Consider the following 17,763-nt stretch of genomic DNA (forward strand, 5'->3'; position numbering starts at 1 on the left):
TAAGTAGCTTGATAAGTTTTATGCTGATTGTAACAGAATCAACAACCAAAATAGAAAGAAAAGCCTTTCAAATCCAAATTGCAGCAATAGCATCAGTACTTGTTTTCTCAAACCTTGGCAGTGCATTAGGACAATCCCGACCAGCAGCAAGAGCAGGGCAAACAGGTGCATGTGAGTTTGTAGCTCGTATTATTAGTGGTGATATTCGCTTGGCAGCAGGGAAAGAAGTCTGCAAAGAAGATTATCTGCAATCGGCAAACGATTCTACAGTTGAGGTTTTATGTTATGAAAGCGGAAAAATTTTACAACTGAAGAATGGCGCTATCAATGAACGATGCTTGCAGAGATCCAATAATCAAGCTCAGGTTTGTATCCGTGAAAATAGATTTAGTTGCTTTAAGGTAAAAGGCCCAGGCGAAGATGAAAATGTACCAACACTGATTACTCCCTATAGTCCCTTAATCTTGAATCCACGTCCTGTACTGTCTTGGACTCCTGTTTCTAATGCTATGGGTGCTATGGGCTATATAGTACAAATTAAAGGACCAAGAGTTGATTGGTCTATGGATGTCAATTCAACTTCATTACTTTACCCTCAAGAACAACCAGCTATGCAACCTGGGATTATCTATCAGGTAAATGTACTTGCCAAGATGGCGGAACAAAAGTTTATTCCCAAATCTTCTATCTTGATGGTAATGCCCTCTCTTAAAGCACAGCGTACCAAAGCTGTTATTGAGCGTGTTCAAAGTCTTAATTTATCTCCAGACTCCTTAGCTGTGGATCTTACTCATATATACAAAGCAGAAGATTTGTTTTCTGAGGCGATTGAGGTTTTGAAAGAGCGAATTCAAGCAAAAACTAAAAATCCAACAATTTATCGATTACTAGGCGATCGCTATCTGGAAGTAGGTCTACCAATAGAGGCAAGTCATAAATATAAAATAGCGATTCAATATTCAAAACTTAGAGGTAATTCAGTTGAATTAGCTAAGGCGCAAACGGGATTAGAATTGTCACGTCAAAGCCAATTACCGACGAGAATAAACCCTGCCCAAAAATAAGGATGAGAATATTTAGGATTAGATATCAATTTTAATTGTGCTTGTCTCAATGCTTCTGCTTTAGTCATGCCATTTATCAAACCTTTATAAAATTCGCTCATTAGCAAACCAGTAGAATTTGCTTCTACTAACCAAAGGCTGGCAAGTATACTGCCCGCACCTGCCTGTGCTGCTATGCCAGCAATTCCTAATGCCGAACGCCGATCTCCTTTTGCTGTTTGGCAGGCACTTAGGACGAGTAGATCGATTCCAGAACGTTCGGTTTTTAACAAGAATTTTAATTCTTTAGCAATTAGCGGAACATTCCAAGCTAAAACAAAAGTTTTTTCGGCATCTGAGCTAAACTGACCGTGAGTACTAAGGTGGATAATCGTAATTTGATCGTCCTCCATGTTTTGTCGAAAGTTGTCACTAGTAAATTCAGCATTGAGTAGTAATTTTGATCCAGGAGCAGTTTTTGTTTTAATGTTTGCGATTTCCGTTTTGACTTCGGGCAATGCCTCAAAATTTTTAGTGACTAATGAATTTTTAAAACTAGGAGGTATCTCAGAAATTCCTGCAACTAAAGCTTTTAAAGTTTTAGGGTTTAAAGATTGACTTTGCCAAAGGTCAGAGCTTAAAGATATTGAAATACTGTAATGCTTTAGTAAATAATTCTCTCCATCGTGCAGTATAGAGAGAGGTAAATTTTGAAAATAAGTATCTAGTATAAACACTAAATTTCCTGAATCTGGTAGATGCTTTTTAATGGGTGCAAATAGGGAATTGTAAAGGCTTTGGGTCTGAATTAGTAAATTAGATTCTCGAATTCCAGTAAATTCCTGCTTTTGTGTGCCAGCGACTAAACTATCGATAATATCACTAACTAACGAGAACTCAACTGTATTTTTATGAAAAGTACCCTGTAAAGTTCGGACAATTATCTCTACTCGATTTTTTAATTTGATTAAATATATTATAGATGGTAACTCTGTTAGTTTCTCACTATTAATTAAAGAGATTTTTGAAAATTGACCGCATTGTAAAAAATTTTCCAATTCAACTAATTTAAGTTGTTCTTGAAGTTTGACTACTTGTTTAAAAATTGGTTGATCTTGAGATAAAAGTAGTTCCATATATTCTTGGTATACAGGTTCAATTTTTTCTTTAAACTCCAACTGAATCTCTGGATTAACTGCAAGAATACTACCTCGAACTTGGTTAAGGCTATTGATAGCAGCCGCGTATGATTGTATTGCTTTATTGGACTCCTGTATTTGCTGGTATAAGCGTCCTAGTTGCCATTGCCACTGGTAAGCGATATCCCAGGCTTGTACTGATTGAGCTAGTCTCATAGCTGCTTCCAGATATTGTTTTGCCTCTAGTGTTTGTCCCAAATAGTTATAGATATTGCCGAGAGTTCCTAAAGCGTATGATTTTGCTCGTTTATTATCTAATTCTTGAGCTAAAAATGAGGCTGCTTTAGCAATGGACAGAGCTGCTAATAATGAATTACCTCCAGAGAATAGAAGTTGTTTTAATTGATCGTCTTGATTAATTTGTATTAAAGCTTGAGCAAGATTAAGTTGAATATAAACAGATTCAATTGGTGATAACTGCTGAAATTTTCCTTGTCCAATCAATAACTCTTCGACTAAAATTTGCAGTGATTGCTCTGTTGTAATCACTTGAGTACTGCCATTTGTTAAATCTGACCATTTTTTTATTTCTAATAATAAACTTATGAGATTTACCTGCGCTAGAATATCGGTTCCATTTGCCCCTGCTGTACTCAAATCTTGATAAATTGTCAGAGCAGATGTAAGTTTTGATTGGGCTATTAAAAGTGCATTCTGCTTACTACTAGGCTCATCTGTTAATTGATATTTATTTTTAGCTTGATAATAGAGCGATCTTTCTGTATTAGCTAGACTTAATAATAATTGGTTTTTAACATTTGAGGCTTTTAATTCTGGAGGAAGTTTTTTAAGAAGTTCAAAGGCTTTTTTTAATACAGCATAAGAAATATCTAGTTTACCAATTAGCCTCAAGACATCTCCTAGATTCTGCAATCCAAGCAAGTAAGCTTGCATTGGTTTTTGTTTATCAATGGCTGTTGTCAACGATATTGTAATAGCCTCAGAGTCAGTAAATGGTTCTAGTAAGGTGGCACAAATTGAAGAATCCCCATTCAGCTTTAAAGCTTCAACAAGTGTGCTGCAAGCACGAGGGTACAAGCCTAAATCTTGTAAGGCAAGGCTTTCGTTTGTTAAGCTGCCTGTAATACCTTCTTGATAACCAAGTTGGCGATAAATTTTAGTAGCTGATTGCCAGGACTCAAGAGCCTGCAATGCTTGCCCTTGATTGAAATATTTCTCTCCTATTTGGGTCAACAGTTGTGCCTGACTCCGTTTTTGTGCTTCTTTGCTTGCAGCTTGGGCTAGAAGAGATGGTTTACCTACAGCCGCAAACAGCCCTAGAGCGCTTGATAATAGATACTTAAAGCAATCTCGACGTTTAATCATTGCTGGGGGCTAGTGGATACAGTATTTTTTGATACTTGAAGAAGAATACATTTGTCAGAATATAGGAGCGGAGTAAGGAAAGCTCCGCCAAGGCTTCAGAATCAATCAGCGAGAGATTTAGAACCACCACTCTCTTAGAAAGTTTTGTTCGACTTTGGAGTAAAGCAAAGCCAGACGCTCACGGACTTTTAGGCGTTCGCAAAAGTGTGTCGCAGACAAGCCTCTCGTAGAGAAGAGACTTGCGCGCTATCGCCTAAGATCGGTAAGAGACTTTGTGCTTTCTTGTTGAGCACCGCTCATTAAAGATTTAGTGTAGTGTCTCACCATTTATTCATCAGCCAGTAGCGAAAGGTAAATTCTGAATTCTGACGACTGACACATGTATTGTGTTTGACAATCTTACGAACATAGATTAGAGGACGACACAACGTAAGGCGTTGGTGAGTTAACTTCTGCTGTCAACACGAAGTTCCCCTTAGAATCTATTACCAAAGCTTGTGCTTCTACAATTTGTGTTGTTTGCTTAGTTGATAATTTAGGTTGTTCTGAATTCCTATCTTGGACTGAAACAGAATTGTCATGCCAGACAGATTTACTAGAAAGCATGTCATTAGGGCTACGTGGAATACCACCAGTTCCAGTCTTGACAAAACTTGCAACTGCACCGGAACCTCCCTCACAAGCAGAAGCAAATGTTGGAGTTTCCTGAATGATTCCTGGCAATGCTTTAATACTCATAGAATCAATGGAATTCCCATTGATCTGAACTGTACCGTTGACTCCAAACTGTGAGCTTGCATCAGCTCCGCTATCACGGGAGAAGAAGAATCCATCACGAGCATTTATTTGGATATTTCCACCACGCCCTCCAAAAGCGTTTGCGCTGATATGGCTATTTCTTTGAACAATTAAGATGTTTGTATTAATATTGATATTTCCGCCGTTGCCGTTATTGCCAGCAGTTGTAGTAATGGTGCTGTGATCCTGTAAATGTATGATTCGTGCATTTGTAACAATATTCCCGCCCTCACCGGAAGCCGTTGATGCTGTAATGCGACCTCTGTTATTTAGACTGATAGATTCTACATTAATTTGAAGAGATTTTGCATCACCTAAACCGTCATTTCTAATACTAAAAATACCACCATTTGCAATATTTATTGTTTTAGTATTCACTCTGATTTCTCCAGAGTCACCAGACGCAAGGGGAGATACATTAAACACTTGTTGAATAGGAGAAGTTGTAATGACTCCCGATGATGATAGATTACTCACAATGGGCGATTCAGATCTTTGTACCTCGCCACTTATTTTTATATAATCAGAGGCATTAACGAAAAGGTTTCCAGCATTACCTGTCCCTAAAGTAGAGGTATTAACTGAACCTCCATCCATAATTATTAACTTTGGAGTATCGATTTTCAAATTACCTGCATTTCCAATAGAGAAAGTTGTGTTAGACAAAGAACTAGGGGAGAATCTTGATGAAACTCCAGTAACTTCAATAGAATTAGTTGCATTTACGGTTACGTCCCCTCCTTGTCCTACGCCAAAAATTGCAACGCCTAAGGTTGCTCCATCTTTAATAGTTAATTTCCCTGTTGATAATATAAAATTACCGCCATTTCCAGTACCAGAAGTCACAGTAGAAATGGTGCTGATAGTCCGAGGATTAATGGATGAAAAACCAGTCACCTCTGTAGAGTCGGAAGCTTTTATTATCAAATCGCCTCCTCGTCCTGCACCAAATGTGAATGCTCCTAGCAATGCTCCTTCGCGAACATTCAACTGCCTAGTCTCCAAAATTAAATTACCACTGCTACCTTTAACACCTGGATAGACGGTAGAAGCAATGCCGCTGCGAACTCGACCGTTTGCTGAAGTGCCACTCAGTTCTATGGAGTTTGTAGCACTCACCTCCATTTTTCCTCCTGGCTTTACTCCCAAGGCACTAGCTTCAATTTGAGAACCATCTCGTATAGTTATTTGCCTGGCTCGAATTTGAATGTCTCCACTTCCCTCGCCACTAGCATCCACTGTTGCTTGTTGAGATAATTCAATCTTCCCAAGATTTTGTGCAGCGGCATCATAATTTAAAGCAAAACCTTTGTCTATAGGGATAAGTCTGACTAAACTTTCTTCTATAACACTACCTAACTCTATCCGGCCTCCAGTAGTTTTGAGTGTTGCTCCTTCCAAGCTCATATCGCCGCCCACTAACGCTAAGGTCTGATTTGATTGCACCCGTAAAGCATTTGCTGTATCAATCAGTTCAGATGTTCTCCTTGTTCCCTGACCATCGCCTAAAGCCTGAATTGCACTAGGATTTTTTCCGTATTGCAAGCCTAGTGGTGTATTTATACTTAGCAATGATGAAGGTTGAGGGTTTGTAGCACTAAACTCTAAGTTATTTGGGAACTTGACTGTGCTAGCAGTACTTGCTAAAAAAGAACCACCAACATTTAGTCGAGCGTTAGAACCAAAAATAATTCCATTTGGATTAATGAGAAATAGGTTGGCTGCACCGTTAGTTCGGATTAATCCATCGATATTAGAAACCGACTTCCCAGTAACTCTGCTAATAATATTTTGAAGATTCAGGGTATTGTCGAAGAAAGCTGTAGTATGGGTTGGAACAGAGAACTCTTTGAAGCTGTGGAACAAATTGTTTCCTGCTTTAGTTCCCCCATTGATTTTGATTGTATTGGTACTGTCTTGAGTTGTAACGCGAGAATTATTAGGGAGAGTAGAGTCAGGAACAATTTGCGCAGCGATTGGGCTTGAGAATGATAAGCAGTATAGTGCGCTAACTTTAAAAATCCAGGAGATCCTTGTCTGCCATTTGATTTTAAGTTTCGTCTTATGGTTAAGTTTCATTCTTATACAAGGACTGTTGTTAATATCTAAGCATCATGCTTTTCTTTCGATTGCTTCCTTTAAACGTCTCAATGACTCTTCAGACTCTGATCGAATCCGGCGACTCAGCACTAGCCAATCGAGCATCTTTGCCAGCAAATTGGGAGTGAAGTAAGTAAACTCGCGCTCAAAGGTTGTTTCTTCATTTGAATAAGGTGTAAGTGTGTAAGTAATTGTTCCCCTACCCCCTGCTCCTACTTCACCATCAATTACCCATTGGTGCGGAGGTTTTCGCTCACGTACTGTCCATATAACGCGTCCACGACGTCCAGCTACTAAAAACTCTTCTTCTACCTGCTCGTCCACATCTAATGAATGGTCTTTTGCACCGCTAACACCGAGTGATGAGGGATGCCATTCTGTCCAATAATTTGGTGTAGTTACATAGTTAAAAACTTGCTCAATTGGTCTTTGTATCCGGATAGTGCTATAGATGCGCGCCATAAGCCCTTGTGGTGATAATTAACAATATTTAAATAATTTTGTTTCAGGTTAAGATATGTCAAAACAGTTAATTGTCAAAATGACTTACATTTTACAACCAGCAGTGATTGCCCCAGAGCGGACGCATCATTTTAATAAGATGGTTCGTAAGGATAAAGATAAATTGTCATAATCAACAATTAATAATTCAAAATTAACAATCGCTACAAGAACTTAGCTTTTGACATTTAATAATAGGGTTTGATTTATCAGTTTGATTAGACCATTTGCTCTATTATTCAAAAGTACTAGTAATTAAAAGGCTAGTATTTAATAGTTAAAAAGCTTTTCAAAAACTTTAGACTAGTCTTTTCCCATAATTACTAATTTAGGACTTCCTTCTCAAGTTAAAATCATGATTTTAACCTTGAACTTAAGTTAATGATAGTTATTTGCTTGATATTAAACGCTTAAAGGCTAAAAAAACTTTAAAATCACGTTTTTGCTTCAGATTCCTGCGGCAATCGCCTCGGCTGAAGTGCAACTGTTCTGCGTGCTGGCGGTACTTTGCAAATGATTCCCTTTGCAGACTTCAGATTTGGGTGGAACGCAGGTACAGAAAATCCCGAATCGAATATGTTGGCTAGCGTGGGATTAGGTTTGCAGTGGCGTGGAGGCGAAAACTTCAGTGCGCGTTTGGACTGGGGTATTCCGTTGATTAGGGTAGATTCAGACGTAAGAACTTGGCAGGAGAACGGGGTTTTATTTTCTATTCAGTACAACGCTTTTTGAAGACCATATTAAACTTGCTAGATCATGAAAGAATAGATTTGCCAAGGTTAATTTTCTGGGAGCAAGATCGTTTGAAGTGAGTTGAGCATTTGGCTTGGTTGGTGAAGTATTTCACTGCAATAACAAAAAAATTGAAATGTATCAAGGGTAAGTATGGATATAGCGCTGCGGGTATTCAGGCATAATCAATACCAAGAGTTATTGCAAGCTATCGATGTAGATGCAAGTGATTTAAGTGACTTAGTATGTCAATGCATAGAGTGCGGAAATTTTGTAGATTGGATACCTGCCAATTCACCGGAGGCATTAAGAAAAAGGTCAGCGCATTTTCGCCATCCGCGGAGTGTAGATAAGAAATTGGCGATGTATTGTGAGAAACGAGTGAGTAGATATAGTAGCGCAAAAGTTAAGAATTTGCAAAAGAGTATTACAGAAGCTCGTTCACGATATATCCGCCGAGAATTTTGGAGGTTAATGGCTAACTACCATTGCGAAGTATCCAATTTTCATATGAATGAGATTCTGGAAACATTAGATCCCAAATACAGAGAGATTGGGGAATTATTTGCTACTAGCTTTCGTTTAGAAGAAGATTACACTTCACAAATTTTTCAGATCATCGATTACGTTTTTAGTGGAGTGCCAGTCTGGTTAACTCATATATATTTAGGAGACAAGCGGCGAATATTGCCCAATTCTAGTATCCAAAAGCATTTTATTGAACAAGTAACAGGTCAATTAAACCGAAAACTACACTGCTTAATCTGCTCAGATGTTTTAAAATTTATTAGAGAATCTAAGTCTTCTTGGGAAATATGTATTCGCCTGTTTACGCTAGCTACCTACTGCATTACCGAATACTTATATCAAGGGATATTATTAGGCTTAGAAGGTGAAGATGGAACCGAATTAGTCATAGATAAAAAATCTGAAGAAAATAGTCAAAAACTGATTGATAGAGATTTAAGTTTTTGGGAGAATGATAAAAATAAACAAATTATTTACAATTATGCAGTTGGTCATGTTCTGACGTGGGTAACGCTAACACCATACAATCAGGCTATCGAAAAGAGATAGTAAAAGATTGGCATTAATAACGTTTAACCTGCTCTTTGCACATTTCAAGTTTTATGTATGGGGCATTGAGCCGCTAAAAAAAATCGAGGCACATGAACATACTTGAAATTATTACTACCTTTATAACCAGAGATTCTCGCTAAGTCTTTGAGATTTTGTACACCACTATATTGATTGCCATTGATGACCCAAGTGGGATAAGCAGAGACATTTGCGGCTTCGCATAAATCAGGTTGAGCATTAACACCTCTGTTGTCGCACTCAAACTTAATACTATCGCTGATAATTTGATATGCTTGCTTACCAAAGAGCAACTTCTGTTCATGACAGTGGGGACACCACCATGCGACATATTCCTTTGCTCCAATGTTCACCAGATGCTGTGCCAGCGCTATCTCTGCTTCGCCAGAAGTGGTAGTAATTTCCCAGCCGACTCCAGACTTAGGACGGTCGCGGGGAACGAAAAATATTTTCTCTTGTTCTTTTGATTGAGTTGTGTAAGGATGCTGGGCAGATACCGAAGCTAAACCAGCGATAGCGATCGCTACTGTTAATAGTCCTACTGTCCACGCAAGTTTTAGATTCATGCAGATTCGGGTCTACACTGTTGTGACGAAGATATATTACAACTAGCAATCAACTTGATATATTAATTTTTATTCAGTCAGAGCTTAATTTACCCGCAAAAATCATCAACTCTCAACTCGCGCCAAACATCAGACGGTTGCCAACCGGAGTTACCAACGGAACGTAGAGGGCGATAGTGTTCTTTTATAGAGTCAGATTCGGATATTTTGTAAGATGGGCTGGACTCAATCACTGATTCTGTTTCTTGAACCTTTGCGTGGGCAATTGATTCAGTAGAGGATGGGGTAACATCTATTTTTTTGCGAATTAGCTTAGACCTTTTCTGAATGAGTTCTCGCATATCCATAGGAATTACTTAGTTGCTATAAGGAAGGGATATTTTACGATACAGCAAATTATTTGCAAATCCGATAGATTTTACGATTATTTGTCTGGCTGGAATCACTAACAGAAATTCTCGGCAGCGAACGCTTTTAAAACTCTAGTAGTCTGCCAACCCAAAGATGCGCTTGTGAGGGCTGGGGAAAGGGGTAAAGAATTAAAAACCTTTCCCCCTTTCCCTTTTCCCTTTACCCCGCTTTCGTCACGAAAGCGAACTACTAGGGTAGGGCGACTCCAGGTTTAGGGGGTTCTCTTTTTAGATATTTCATATTTAATAGTGCTTTAAAACTGCAAAATATAAAAAGCAACGAAAAACCCCAGCCTACTTGAAGGATGGGGGTATAAATGAAAAACTCTATTTTTATGATGACACAACTCAATATTGCTAAAAGCCAATTTGTCTTGGAGGTGGAATAATGAACAAACCACCATCTAGACGCAAGAAAATTACCCCTGCGACATCTGAGGAACCAAAGCTAGCAACCGACCCTGCTCAGGAAAATACTTCTTTGCACGAAAACCCAGCTTCAGCAACTATCACGGTTACGGCTGTTGAAGTAAGAGAGTTGACCGACCAAGAACAAAGCTTACGCTTGCAATTGGAACGTCAGGTAGAAAGGGCATTTTTGTCAGCAGGTCAGGCGCTGATGGAGTTGAGAGACAGACGGCTGTACCGTTCCACGCACCGTACTTTTGAAGAATACTGCCGAGATCGCTTCAATTATAGTCGTGATGCGGCGTACTTGAAGATTTCGGCTACTGTGGTTTATGAGAATCTTCAAAAGTTTTTGCCGACCAATGGTCGGCAAATTCCAATGCCGACCAACGAACGACAACTGCGCTTTTTGGCGAAAGCCGAGTTGGAACCGGCTGTGCAAGCGGATGTCTGGCAGCAGGCAGTAGAGCAAGCTGGCAATAAGATTCCATCTGGTCGCATAGTGAAAGACGTAGTGGATAGGATACGCGAAAGTCCGAAAGTACCCAATCCTTACCACATCGGGGAAATATGCATTCTTCTGCCCAAAGATGACCCCGACTTGAGAGGTAAAACAGGTTATTGGGGCGTGGTAACTCATGTTGGCGAATACAGTTGTACACTCCAGACATGGGACGGCGACTACACTGTAAAACTCGAACACCTGAAATTACTGGAACTATTTGATGAAGATTGTAGATTCATGCAACAGTTATGTGTGAGGTTACGGCAGTTAAATCAAGTGGCCACCCGTGACGAGGCTGTGGATTGGCTGTTACAGGGGTTGGGGAAACAAGCTAAACCTTATTTATCTTCGTTGCAGGCAAAGCTGCTGGCGGCTGTTGAGAGAGAGTACAACCTTGTTTGGAAGCAGCCAAAGTGATGATATAGCTAGGAAACAAGAGGTTAATCCAACAAAGTTCACTAAACTCGTTTAGTTTCAAATATTTCTCGCCACAATTCAAATTCCGGACAATTGCACCAAATGGTAACGAACCCATCAAAAAGTTTAGTTTCTGAATTTTGAACTCCCCTTGGGAGAACTTGGATCAAGATAGGAATATCCAAATCACATTTCCAATTTTCTATTTCTTTTTGAAGTTGGGCAATAGTGTCTTGATGGAATCCTCGGTCGTTGTTAGAACACTGAACAAGTAAACATGCATTATCAGAATCTTTGACTCGCTTGATCGAGAAATTAATCTGCCTCCACATTGATTGGACTTCATTGAAAATATTAGGCAAACCATAGTGATTGCCTAATATTGCCTTTCGGCGTTGCGATTCACCCATAAGTCCCCTCAACAATACAGATTTTGACAAGGATGACGAAGAAGATAAGGAATCTCCTGACGACGAGTAAGCTCAATAGCGCTCAGACTAACCCTCTGGGGGTTATTAATTTCTAATACTATTGTAACGATAAACCAAGGGTTTCAAGCATTTTGCAGTTGCAGGGATTGGGGATTTTGCCAAACCCTATCTTTCATCGTTGCAGGCGAAACTGCTGAGGGCTGTCGAACCAGAGTACAAGCTTGTTTGGAGTTTGGAGACAGCAGAAGTGACGATACAGCTAGGAAACAATAACTTAATGCAACAAAGACATAGGTCAATACGCTTGGGTTAAGGGCTAATGGCAAAAATTTTGGTTTTTTGAGACGCGATAAATCGCCGTCTCTACAAGTTTTTTGGTCTTATCTGAACTGTATTGAGATATAGGTAAGTTATCACTTCTACAACAGTACACCTCTGCTCCAAAAGTAAAGTTAATTAAATTTGCACAGTTGGGCTGTTAAGAGATTATAGACAGGAGAAATTGGTAAACAATAATCTGCGATCGGATCGATAATTACGTATTGAGCAGAGTTAGCAGTAATATTTAATGTGGTTAGAATGTTTTTCTGATTCAAACTAAAAATTTTAATTCCTCTTTGAAAAAGACGTTGAAATAAGTATGTAGTCTGAATTTTGAGCAGTTGACGTTTTTGTTCGTGATCGACGAAACGATGTAGCGAGAACCTGAATTTGCAAAGGATTTCCTGAAGCTCAGGAATGTTGAATGTCTGACAGAATTCAGGACTAAATCCAGTTTCTGTTTTCCCCAACGGAATACCCTCAATTTTTGGCATAAAAAGTACTCGTTTAAAAAAGGCACTCCTGACGTCAGTTTGGAAATGCAAGTAAGCGGGACAAATCTGGAGTAGCACTTTCTCTTGCTCGTTTAACTTGGTTTCAAATTCCCAGGCTAATCGTATGCTCCTAAAAAATTGTTTTTTGGGATTTTCCGCACCAAGGCGACCTTCTGAACATTTCAATGCTAGATTTGAATCAGGAAAAACTCCTAGTTTAGAATCATGGCAACCTAAGATGTGGATTCCTCTATGGAATTTCTCGGTGTAAGGATTGATATTGTATTTCTCTTTATTGTTTTCTAGCGTAGCAATGAAATGAACTAACCTGCGGATGAATTCAGAAGGGCTGACAGATTGTTTCTGTAATTGCTCATAGATGCATGGTTCTAGGTCAATTGTGATTTTACCTTGGGAGTAAGTTTGAACACCCAAAGGTGAAGCTGTTTTATTCATAACCAATATGTATCATATTTTGGGCTATTTACGAGAGACATACATCGGATGGGGGCAACCCGAAAAGTGAGATGAGATCCTCGTGAAATAGGCTGTTCTTAAGCAGGGGGAGTAAAGAGAAAAATTTAGTAATTCTCGCTACCGTAATAGCCCCTAATTCTTGTCGCAATTTAGATAGTTGATTTTCTAACGCTTCAGCAGTCTGAATGAGATTCGACTCTTGGGCTATTTTTAGCTGAGTTTCTAAAATTAAATATTTTCCTCAACAGTTCATTGACTGCATCGATTGAATCATCATTTTCAGAAATCACGGCTTCACCTCTAATATGCGTTTTCAGCGGAAATAATTGCTATAAAGCTTGCTATGCATGAATTAAAACTGCTACATTTTTAATTTTACACAAGTAAATTAAAATTGATGACTCTAACTTTATTCAGCAATCAATGGAATAGCTCTCTGCGCTGAGATTGCTGGATAGCTTTATTGATAAGCTGAGATTGTAGTGATCTCCGATAACAGGCATTGGTTGCTATCACTACCCCCATAGTTCAGCAGGTATAAAAGCAAATAGGGTGACAATGCAAAAACTCCTTTTTAATGACAGAGATAATTTTAGAGTACAGGCCCTATTCCTTGGTGAGGATATTAACTTACAAACATTGAAGAATTACGTTTGCTTGGCGACTATGCCGCTAATGGTTTCAGTTGGGAAACACGGCTGTGCGGTATTACTGAACTATGGTGCAGTTGTGCTGTTTAACCTTGAGCCTGTGGAAAAGGTAGCCTTCTTAACCAAACTATCCTCTCAAGTTAGTGGCACTTTTGCCGATCCGGAAACAGAAGAAGTGGAAGTTCATCTCAAAGTTGCAGAGAGTGAACGAGCTAAGGAAGGAAAAATTTTGCTGCATGAATTTAGCATAGAACGCTTGCAGATAGTGGCTGATATTCTCGCCAAGAGTGTTGTACTGTCTCACTATGAAACCAGCCTAGCGACTGTATTTGATCAAATTGAACCGTTTGCAGCTAGTCTCCAGCGTGAAAACAGGGGAAGACGCCAGAGCCGGGAATTACTGCGTCAACTTGGGACTACCCTATTAGTTCAACATAAGATTGTGGGTCGAGTAGAGATTATCGATAAGCCAGAGTTGCTCTGGGAATCCCCACAGCTAGAAAACTTATATCTGCGCTTGGAGGATGAATACGAAATCCGTGAGCGTCACTATGCCCTAGAACGCAAACTAGAGCTAATTACCCAAACCGCACAAACAGTACTGGAGTTCATGCAGCATAGCAGTAGCCAGCGAGTGGAGTGGTATGTGGTAATTCTGATTGTGGTGGAAATTTTGCTGTCATTGTATGACATCATTTTCAAAAGCTAAGGCTAAGTTTGGAGAGCATAACAATTGCTGCCTGTTTTAATCAATTGCAGGACGATATATTTGAAAGAACAAAGATATTTCCTTTCAAAACTTGCTAATTGACACTCTCCGGGCTGAAGCCCTTGTCATTACCAACATCTTTTAGAGTGACTGGGTGATAAAATCGGCAGCCCAACACATATCCTGTAATCGCAACTAACCTCACCATAAGGTCTGCCAACCAGGTAGACCATCGGACTTGCGGCCAAGAAAACCACCCAAACGAGCGATCGCTAAAAAGAATTCACCCAGAGTCAGCTCGCAACTTGTCAACTTAAGACGAGCAACTAACACCTTTAACATCATTAAATCAGTGAATAGTCAACAGTTATCAGTTATCACAGTAACAGTTAGGATTTGACTACGACTGAAACACACCACTTTTTAGAAGTGGGGGACTCTGACTCTCAATTGACTTACAATTTTTAACTGATAACTGTTGAAGGCACGTACTCTTGTGCCAAGAGTTGAGGATTGCTGCGACTAAGTTGGCGTAACTGTAATAATCTGACTGAAACTATTGTCACTCCTATATGGCGAATGTATTGTTATTGGTAGTAGGAAGGAGAGCTTTTCACCCAGACATTTTGGTTGTGATAAAAATCACCACGTTGTTCTAGCGTAAACCCACCCAGCAATAGTCCTAACCATACTTCTACCATCGGCATTTGCAACACACGTTGCAGTTTAACTAAAGAAATCTCATCTTTGACATTTATCAGATAGTTAGCGATCGCACTCTGCCATTTTTCCACATCCTCATCTGATGCCAAATTGCGAACATCTTCTAAAGTTGTCACCTCATCGAGCATTGCCAAAACACTCGCTTTCTCAACGGGTGCTACTACAGAATCGCCCTCCTGGTTAGAATATGAAAATTGGTGTGGGCCGTGTGGTTTAAAGGTTTGTGGTGTTTCCGGTTCAATCAAATCACCTAAATCTAGGTGCATTGTTGTCCGCACTAGACCAGCAAAAAGATCGGTGCTAACAATTGGCCCCAAAAGACTATTGCGATCGCGGGTATCTTGCAACAGCACTTCGGCGCGAGACTTAAGAATATCCGCAATCTGACTGAAGGCAAGCGCTGCGGTTGATAACTGTGCCTCCAAGGGTAAATTCTCTAGCTCGGCATCCAAACAATCCCACATAGCATCAAGGGAAGAAGTTGGTGGAGATCCAGACAACTCATCTAATACATCCCAGATGGTTAATTGGCGGTATGTGGTCATTTCCAATTCGCAATTCGCTTTTTCGCCCATTCGCAATTAATAATACCCCACGCATGAATGCGTTCCGTTGAATATTGATACTACGTGTTTTGTTTCTTTTCATAATTGAAATTAGTTGCTCTGACACCAAAGATGAATCAATTATCAATTACGTTCACAATTGCGAATTGCGTTAGCGAGTCTTCGAGCGTCACTGCGTTAGCGGAGCGGGGCGTTAGCAAGAGTGCGAATTGTTCGGTCATCTCTACGATTCTGGATGCAAGGGGCAAGGGCGCACTGGGCAGTAGCTTGAGGTAATCTCAAACATATCCTTATATTGATATAGTGAAACACTATATTGTTTTGCAAAAGCCTGCAACACCTGATCTGTATAGGCGCGGATCTTGCCAGCCGTTAGCCCAAAACAGTGAATTGGTTCTAAGCGGCAAACAGGTTTTTGCCCCAGCCAGAGTTCTGCTGACATAGCGTGTAATGGTTTATCCCCCGGTTCTTTATACAAATACAGTACTGCAAAATATGTTGCTGGTGGTTCGACTGCGATTGCATCAATTTGTGCCGAATCATCTTTACTTTTGTTGCGGTAAAACGAACGGCGATTGTGACAAACCTTCGGATTCCAGCAGCCATCACCTTCTGGCCCATGCAGCACCTTAGCCTTAGCTGCGGGTAGTTTGGCGCATAGCTGACATTTAGGATCTAACGGCTTGGGCATCGTTTAGTCTATTGATTCCTCGGTAACATACTTCCACACCTATAGCGCGGCTTGGGTATGCGAGTATATCACTTTTTGTTGTATCTACTAAAATCTGGTTGCGGATAAAATTGTTCTATACGTTTTTCTACTGTCTTACGTAGTTTTTCTTGACAAATAGGACAGTTCGTAAACATATTGGAAGCATCTGAACAACTAATTGTTTGACCACATAAACTTAATACATGAGCAAGATCATGCCCTAATTCTGGTACAAAGTGAATAATTTTTTCAGAGTTAGACATAGTTTGTATTTCCTTAATTCAACGTACCCCTCTAGCCGATAAACATCCTCTACTGTTCTGCCTCCTCACCGATTGCCCGATAATAAGCAGCGATCGCAGCTTCTTGCTCACTACGAAGGGTATACCGTCGAAACGCTTTCTCGCTTTGATGTCCCGTTAGCTTACGGGCATGGCTGGGGTCAACTCCCAATAGCAATAAGTCAGTAGCGTAAGTATGTCGAAAGGAGTGAGGATGTAAATCCTCAATGTGAGCTATTTCACCAATTTTTTCTACAGCAAAGTAAATACCGTGATAACTCAAGCGTTCACCCTTGTATGAAGCATGGTGTGAAATCATCAATGGACTAAGGCTATTTAGTTCTTCACCCAGTTTCATGCGCGTAAGCAAATACTCTGCTAAAACTTCCCGACTCTCTTTTCGCAGTGGAACTAAGCGTGGTTCATTGGTTTTGGTGTCTGGTAAAAACAGCAGCTTGCCATCAAATGACCCAACATTTAGCTGTACAACTTCCCCAGCCCGGAGTCCATGACTGAGAATGTGAACGAGTGCTGTATCCCGTTGCTTTGTTTCTCCCAATAACTCTAATGCTGACCATACTTGCTCCATCTGTTGAGTCGTTAAACTCTGGGCTGGTGGCAGAGGTACTTTTTCCAGTTTAATCCCCAGTGTGGGATTAGTAGCAATAATGTCAGGATACGTATAGCACATCCATTTAAAAAAGCTTTTGAGTGCAGCAACTCCGGCATTGATGCTGCTTTTTGAAAGCGGTTTACCTGCATCAGTCCGCAGTTCATCCCGCAGATACTCTTTATATAGTGCGAAGTGACGCGGGCGTAGCTCATGATAGTGTAGCTCACTCCAAACCAAAAACCGCTTCAGTTCGCGTTCATAAAGCTTGCGACTATTGAGTGCGAGATTGTTGCTGCGTAAAAATTCCAGTACTTTTACCCACCGGATATCAGTGGGTGCAGCTATTTTTCCTGCCCTGCTTCTAGATTCTCCCTGTAGGGTTGATGGTGCTTGATCCTGTATGTGGATCAACTTGATTGGTGGTAGGTTGTCAAACTGAGGATTATTTACCATCTTGATCGCGATCGCCTAGAAGCAGTGTGGAACTAACACCCAAAATTGTATGTGACTTTAGGGAAAATCTGGCTAGCGTGTCACTAGAATGCTTCTCAATCTTGGTACTGAGGTGAATTGTTGAAAATGTTTACAAATCTTGGGTAAGTGAACTAACTGTCCTTTTATAGCCGCCATAAACGGACAGTTTCTCCAATACGCAAATTACCACTTTAAGATGCTGCTTGCTA

General features: G+C 40.1%; 16 protein-coding genes. 5 read left to right on the plus strand and 11 right to left on the minus strand.

The window, feature by feature from the left end; all coding sequences use genetic code 11:
- Positions 1-20 precede the first annotated feature (20 nt).
- Positions 21-1,064: a tetratricopeptide repeat protein gene (locus tag ACEYW6_RS27015; RefSeq protein ID WP_412982174.1), complete on the plus strand. Its 1,044-nt coding sequence runs from the start codon at positions 21-23 to the stop codon at positions 1,062-1,064.
- Here ACEYW6_RS27015 and ACEYW6_RS27020 read toward each other — a convergent pair.
- From ACEYW6_RS27020 to ACEYW6_RS27030, 3 genes are all read right to left on the minus strand, one after another.
- Positions 1,022-3,166, minus strand: a complete 2,145-nt coding sequence (locus ACEYW6_RS27020; RefSeq protein ID WP_412982175.1) for a CHAT domain-containing protein — start codon at positions 3,164-3,166, stop codon at positions 1,022-1,024. The two genes, ACEYW6_RS27015 and ACEYW6_RS27020, sit on opposite strands and share 43 nt — an antisense overlap.
- A gap of 801 nt (positions 3,167-3,967) precedes the next feature.
- Positions 3,968-6,445, minus strand: coding sequence for a filamentous hemagglutinin N-terminal domain-containing protein (locus tag ACEYW6_RS27025; protein WP_412982176.1), 2,478 nt, complete (start codon positions 6,443-6,445; stop codon positions 3,968-3,970).
- A gap of 33 nt (positions 6,446-6,478) precedes the next feature.
- Positions 6,479-6,928 (minus strand): SRPBCC family protein, encoded by a 450-nt coding sequence (locus ACEYW6_RS27030; protein ID WP_190898250.1) that lies wholly within the window; start codon positions 6,926-6,928, stop codon positions 6,479-6,481.
- Positions 6,929-7,480: 552 nt separating this feature from the next.
- Between ACEYW6_RS27030 and ACEYW6_RS27035 the strand changes: the two genes are divergently transcribed.
- Complete coding sequence (locus ACEYW6_RS27035; RefSeq protein WP_412982177.1) at positions 7,481-7,699, plus strand: hypothetical protein; 219 nt, start codon at positions 7,481-7,483, stop codon at positions 7,697-7,699.
- Positions 7,700-7,852: 153 nt separating this feature from the next.
- A complete protein-coding gene (locus ACEYW6_RS27040; protein WP_412982178.1) occupies positions 7,853-8,776 on the plus strand; it encodes a hypothetical protein in 924 nt (307 codons plus the stop codon).
- Between the two features lie 44 nt (positions 8,777-8,820).
- On the opposite strand, the gene ACEYW6_RS27045 is transcribed toward ACEYW6_RS27040, so the two are convergent.
- Both ACEYW6_RS27045 and ACEYW6_RS27050 read right to left on the minus strand, forming a co-directional pair.
- On the minus strand, positions 8,821-9,363 hold the full coding sequence (locus ACEYW6_RS27045) for a hypothetical protein (RefSeq protein WP_412982179.1): 543 nt from the start codon (positions 9,361-9,363) through the stop codon (positions 8,821-8,823).
- Between the two features lie 89 nt (positions 9,364-9,452).
- Entirely contained in the window at positions 9,453-9,704 is a 252-nt protein-coding gene (locus tag ACEYW6_RS27050; protein WP_412982180.1) for a hypothetical protein, read from the minus strand.
- A 457-nt stretch (positions 9,705-10,161) separates the two neighbouring features.
- Here ACEYW6_RS27050 and ACEYW6_RS27055 point away from each other — a divergent pair, with 457 nt between their 5' ends.
- The gene (locus ACEYW6_RS27055) at positions 10,162-11,103 is read left to right on the plus strand and encodes a hypothetical protein (RefSeq protein WP_412982181.1); all 942 of its coding nucleotides are present in this window, start codon (positions 10,162-10,164) and stop codon (positions 11,101-11,103) included.
- A gap of 883 nt (positions 11,104-11,986) precedes the next feature.
- On the opposite strand, the gene ACEYW6_RS27060 is transcribed toward ACEYW6_RS27055, so the two are convergent.
- Positions 11,987-12,805: a hypothetical protein gene (locus ACEYW6_RS27060; RefSeq protein WP_412982182.1), complete on the minus strand. Its 819-nt coding sequence runs from the start codon at positions 12,803-12,805 to the stop codon at positions 11,987-11,989.
- Positions 12,806-13,384: 579 nt separating this feature from the next.
- On the opposite strand from ACEYW6_RS27060, the gene ACEYW6_RS27065 reads away from it, so the two are divergent.
- On the plus strand, positions 13,385-14,185 hold the full coding sequence (locus ACEYW6_RS27065; RefSeq protein ID WP_412982183.1) for an RMD1 family protein: 801 nt from the start codon (positions 13,385-13,387) through the stop codon (positions 14,183-14,185).
- Between the two features lie 201 nt (positions 14,186-14,386).
- On the opposite strand, the gene ACEYW6_RS27070 is transcribed toward ACEYW6_RS27065, so the two are convergent.
- The 5 genes from ACEYW6_RS27070 to ACEYW6_RS27090 all read right to left on the minus strand — a co-directional run bounded on the left by ACEYW6_RS27070 (position 14,387) and on the right by ACEYW6_RS27090 (position 17,533).
- Positions 14,387-14,530 carry an IS4 family transposase gene (locus ACEYW6_RS27070; RefSeq protein ID WP_412982184.1) on the minus strand — a complete coding sequence of 48 codons (144 nt, stop codon included), beginning with the start codon at positions 14,528-14,530 and terminating at the stop codon, positions 14,387-14,389.
- A 242-nt stretch (positions 14,531-14,772) separates the two neighbouring features.
- Complete coding sequence (locus ACEYW6_RS27075) at positions 14,773-15,453, minus strand: hypothetical protein (protein ID WP_412982185.1); 681 nt, start codon at positions 15,451-15,453, stop codon at positions 14,773-14,775.
- 244 nt (positions 15,454-15,697) lie between these two features.
- Positions 15,698-16,165, minus strand: a complete 468-nt coding sequence (locus ACEYW6_RS27080; RefSeq protein ID WP_412982186.1) for a hypothetical protein — start codon at positions 16,163-16,165, stop codon at positions 15,698-15,700.
- A 68-nt stretch (positions 16,166-16,233) separates the two neighbouring features.
- Positions 16,234-16,449 (minus strand): hypothetical protein, encoded by a 216-nt coding sequence (locus ACEYW6_RS27085; RefSeq protein ID WP_104899570.1) that lies wholly within the window; start codon positions 16,447-16,449, stop codon positions 16,234-16,236.
- 49 nt (positions 16,450-16,498) lie between these two features.
- Complete coding sequence (locus tag ACEYW6_RS27090) at positions 16,499-17,533, minus strand: tyrosine-type recombinase/integrase (protein WP_412982187.1); 1,035 nt, start codon at positions 17,531-17,533, stop codon at positions 16,499-16,501.
- Positions 17,534-17,763 lie beyond the last annotated feature (230 nt).

Source organism: Nostoc sp. UIC 10607 (genome assembly GCF_047228265.1).
Lineage (GTDB): Bacteria > Cyanobacteriota > Cyanobacteriia > Cyanobacteriales > Nostocaceae > Nostoc > Nostoc foliaceum_A.

Excerpts from the sequence above, each read along its gene's own strand:
- ACEYW6_RS27015 (WP_412982174.1), top strand. The coding sequence starts at position 21 with ATGCTGATTGTAACAGAATCAACAACCAAAATAGAAAGAAAAGCCTTT.
- ACEYW6_RS27025 (WP_412982176.1), bottom strand. The coding sequence starts at position 6,445 with ATGAAACTTAACCATAAGACGAAACTTAAAATCAAATGGCAGACAAGG.
- ACEYW6_RS27030 (WP_190898250.1), bottom strand. The coding sequence starts at position 6,928 with ATGGCGCGCATCTATAGCACTATCCGGATACAAAGACCAATTGAGCAA.
- ACEYW6_RS27035 (WP_412982177.1), top strand. The coding sequence starts at position 7,481 with ATGATTCCCTTTGCAGACTTCAGATTTGGGTGGAACGCAGGTACAGAA.
- ACEYW6_RS27040 (WP_412982178.1), top strand. The coding sequence starts at position 7,853 with ATGGATATAGCGCTGCGGGTATTCAGGCATAATCAATACCAAGAGTTA.
- ACEYW6_RS27045 (WP_412982179.1), bottom strand. The coding sequence starts at position 9,363 with ATGAATCTAAAACTTGCGTGGACAGTAGGACTATTAACAGTAGCGATC.
- ACEYW6_RS27050 (WP_412982180.1), bottom strand. The coding sequence starts at position 9,704 with ATGCGAGAACTCATTCAGAAAAGGTCTAAGCTAATTCGCAAAAAAATA.
- ACEYW6_RS27055 (WP_412982181.1), top strand. The coding sequence starts at position 10,162 with ATGAACAAACCACCATCTAGACGCAAGAAAATTACCCCTGCGACATCT.
- ACEYW6_RS27060 (WP_412982182.1), bottom strand. The coding sequence starts at position 12,805 with ATGAATAAAACAGCTTCACCTTTGGGTGTTCAAACTTACTCCCAAGGT.
- ACEYW6_RS27065 (WP_412982183.1), top strand. The coding sequence starts at position 13,385 with ATGCAAAAACTCCTTTTTAATGACAGAGATAATTTTAGAGTACAGGCC.
- ACEYW6_RS27070 (WP_412982184.1), bottom strand. The coding sequence starts at position 14,530 with ATGATGTTAAAGGTGTTAGTTGCTCGTCTTAAGTTGACAAGTTGCGAG.
- ACEYW6_RS27075 (WP_412982185.1), bottom strand. The coding sequence starts at position 15,453 with ATGACCACATACCGCCAATTAACCATCTGGGATGTATTAGATGAGTTG.
- ACEYW6_RS27080 (WP_412982186.1), bottom strand. The coding sequence starts at position 16,165 with ATGCCCAAGCCGTTAGATCCTAAATGTCAGCTATGCGCCAAACTACCC.
- ACEYW6_RS27085 (WP_104899570.1), bottom strand. The coding sequence starts at position 16,449 with ATGTCTAACTCTGAAAAAATTATTCACTTTGTACCAGAATTAGGGCAT.
- ACEYW6_RS27090 (WP_412982187.1), bottom strand. The coding sequence starts at position 17,533 with ATGGTAAATAATCCTCAGTTTGACAACCTACCACCAATCAAGTTGATC.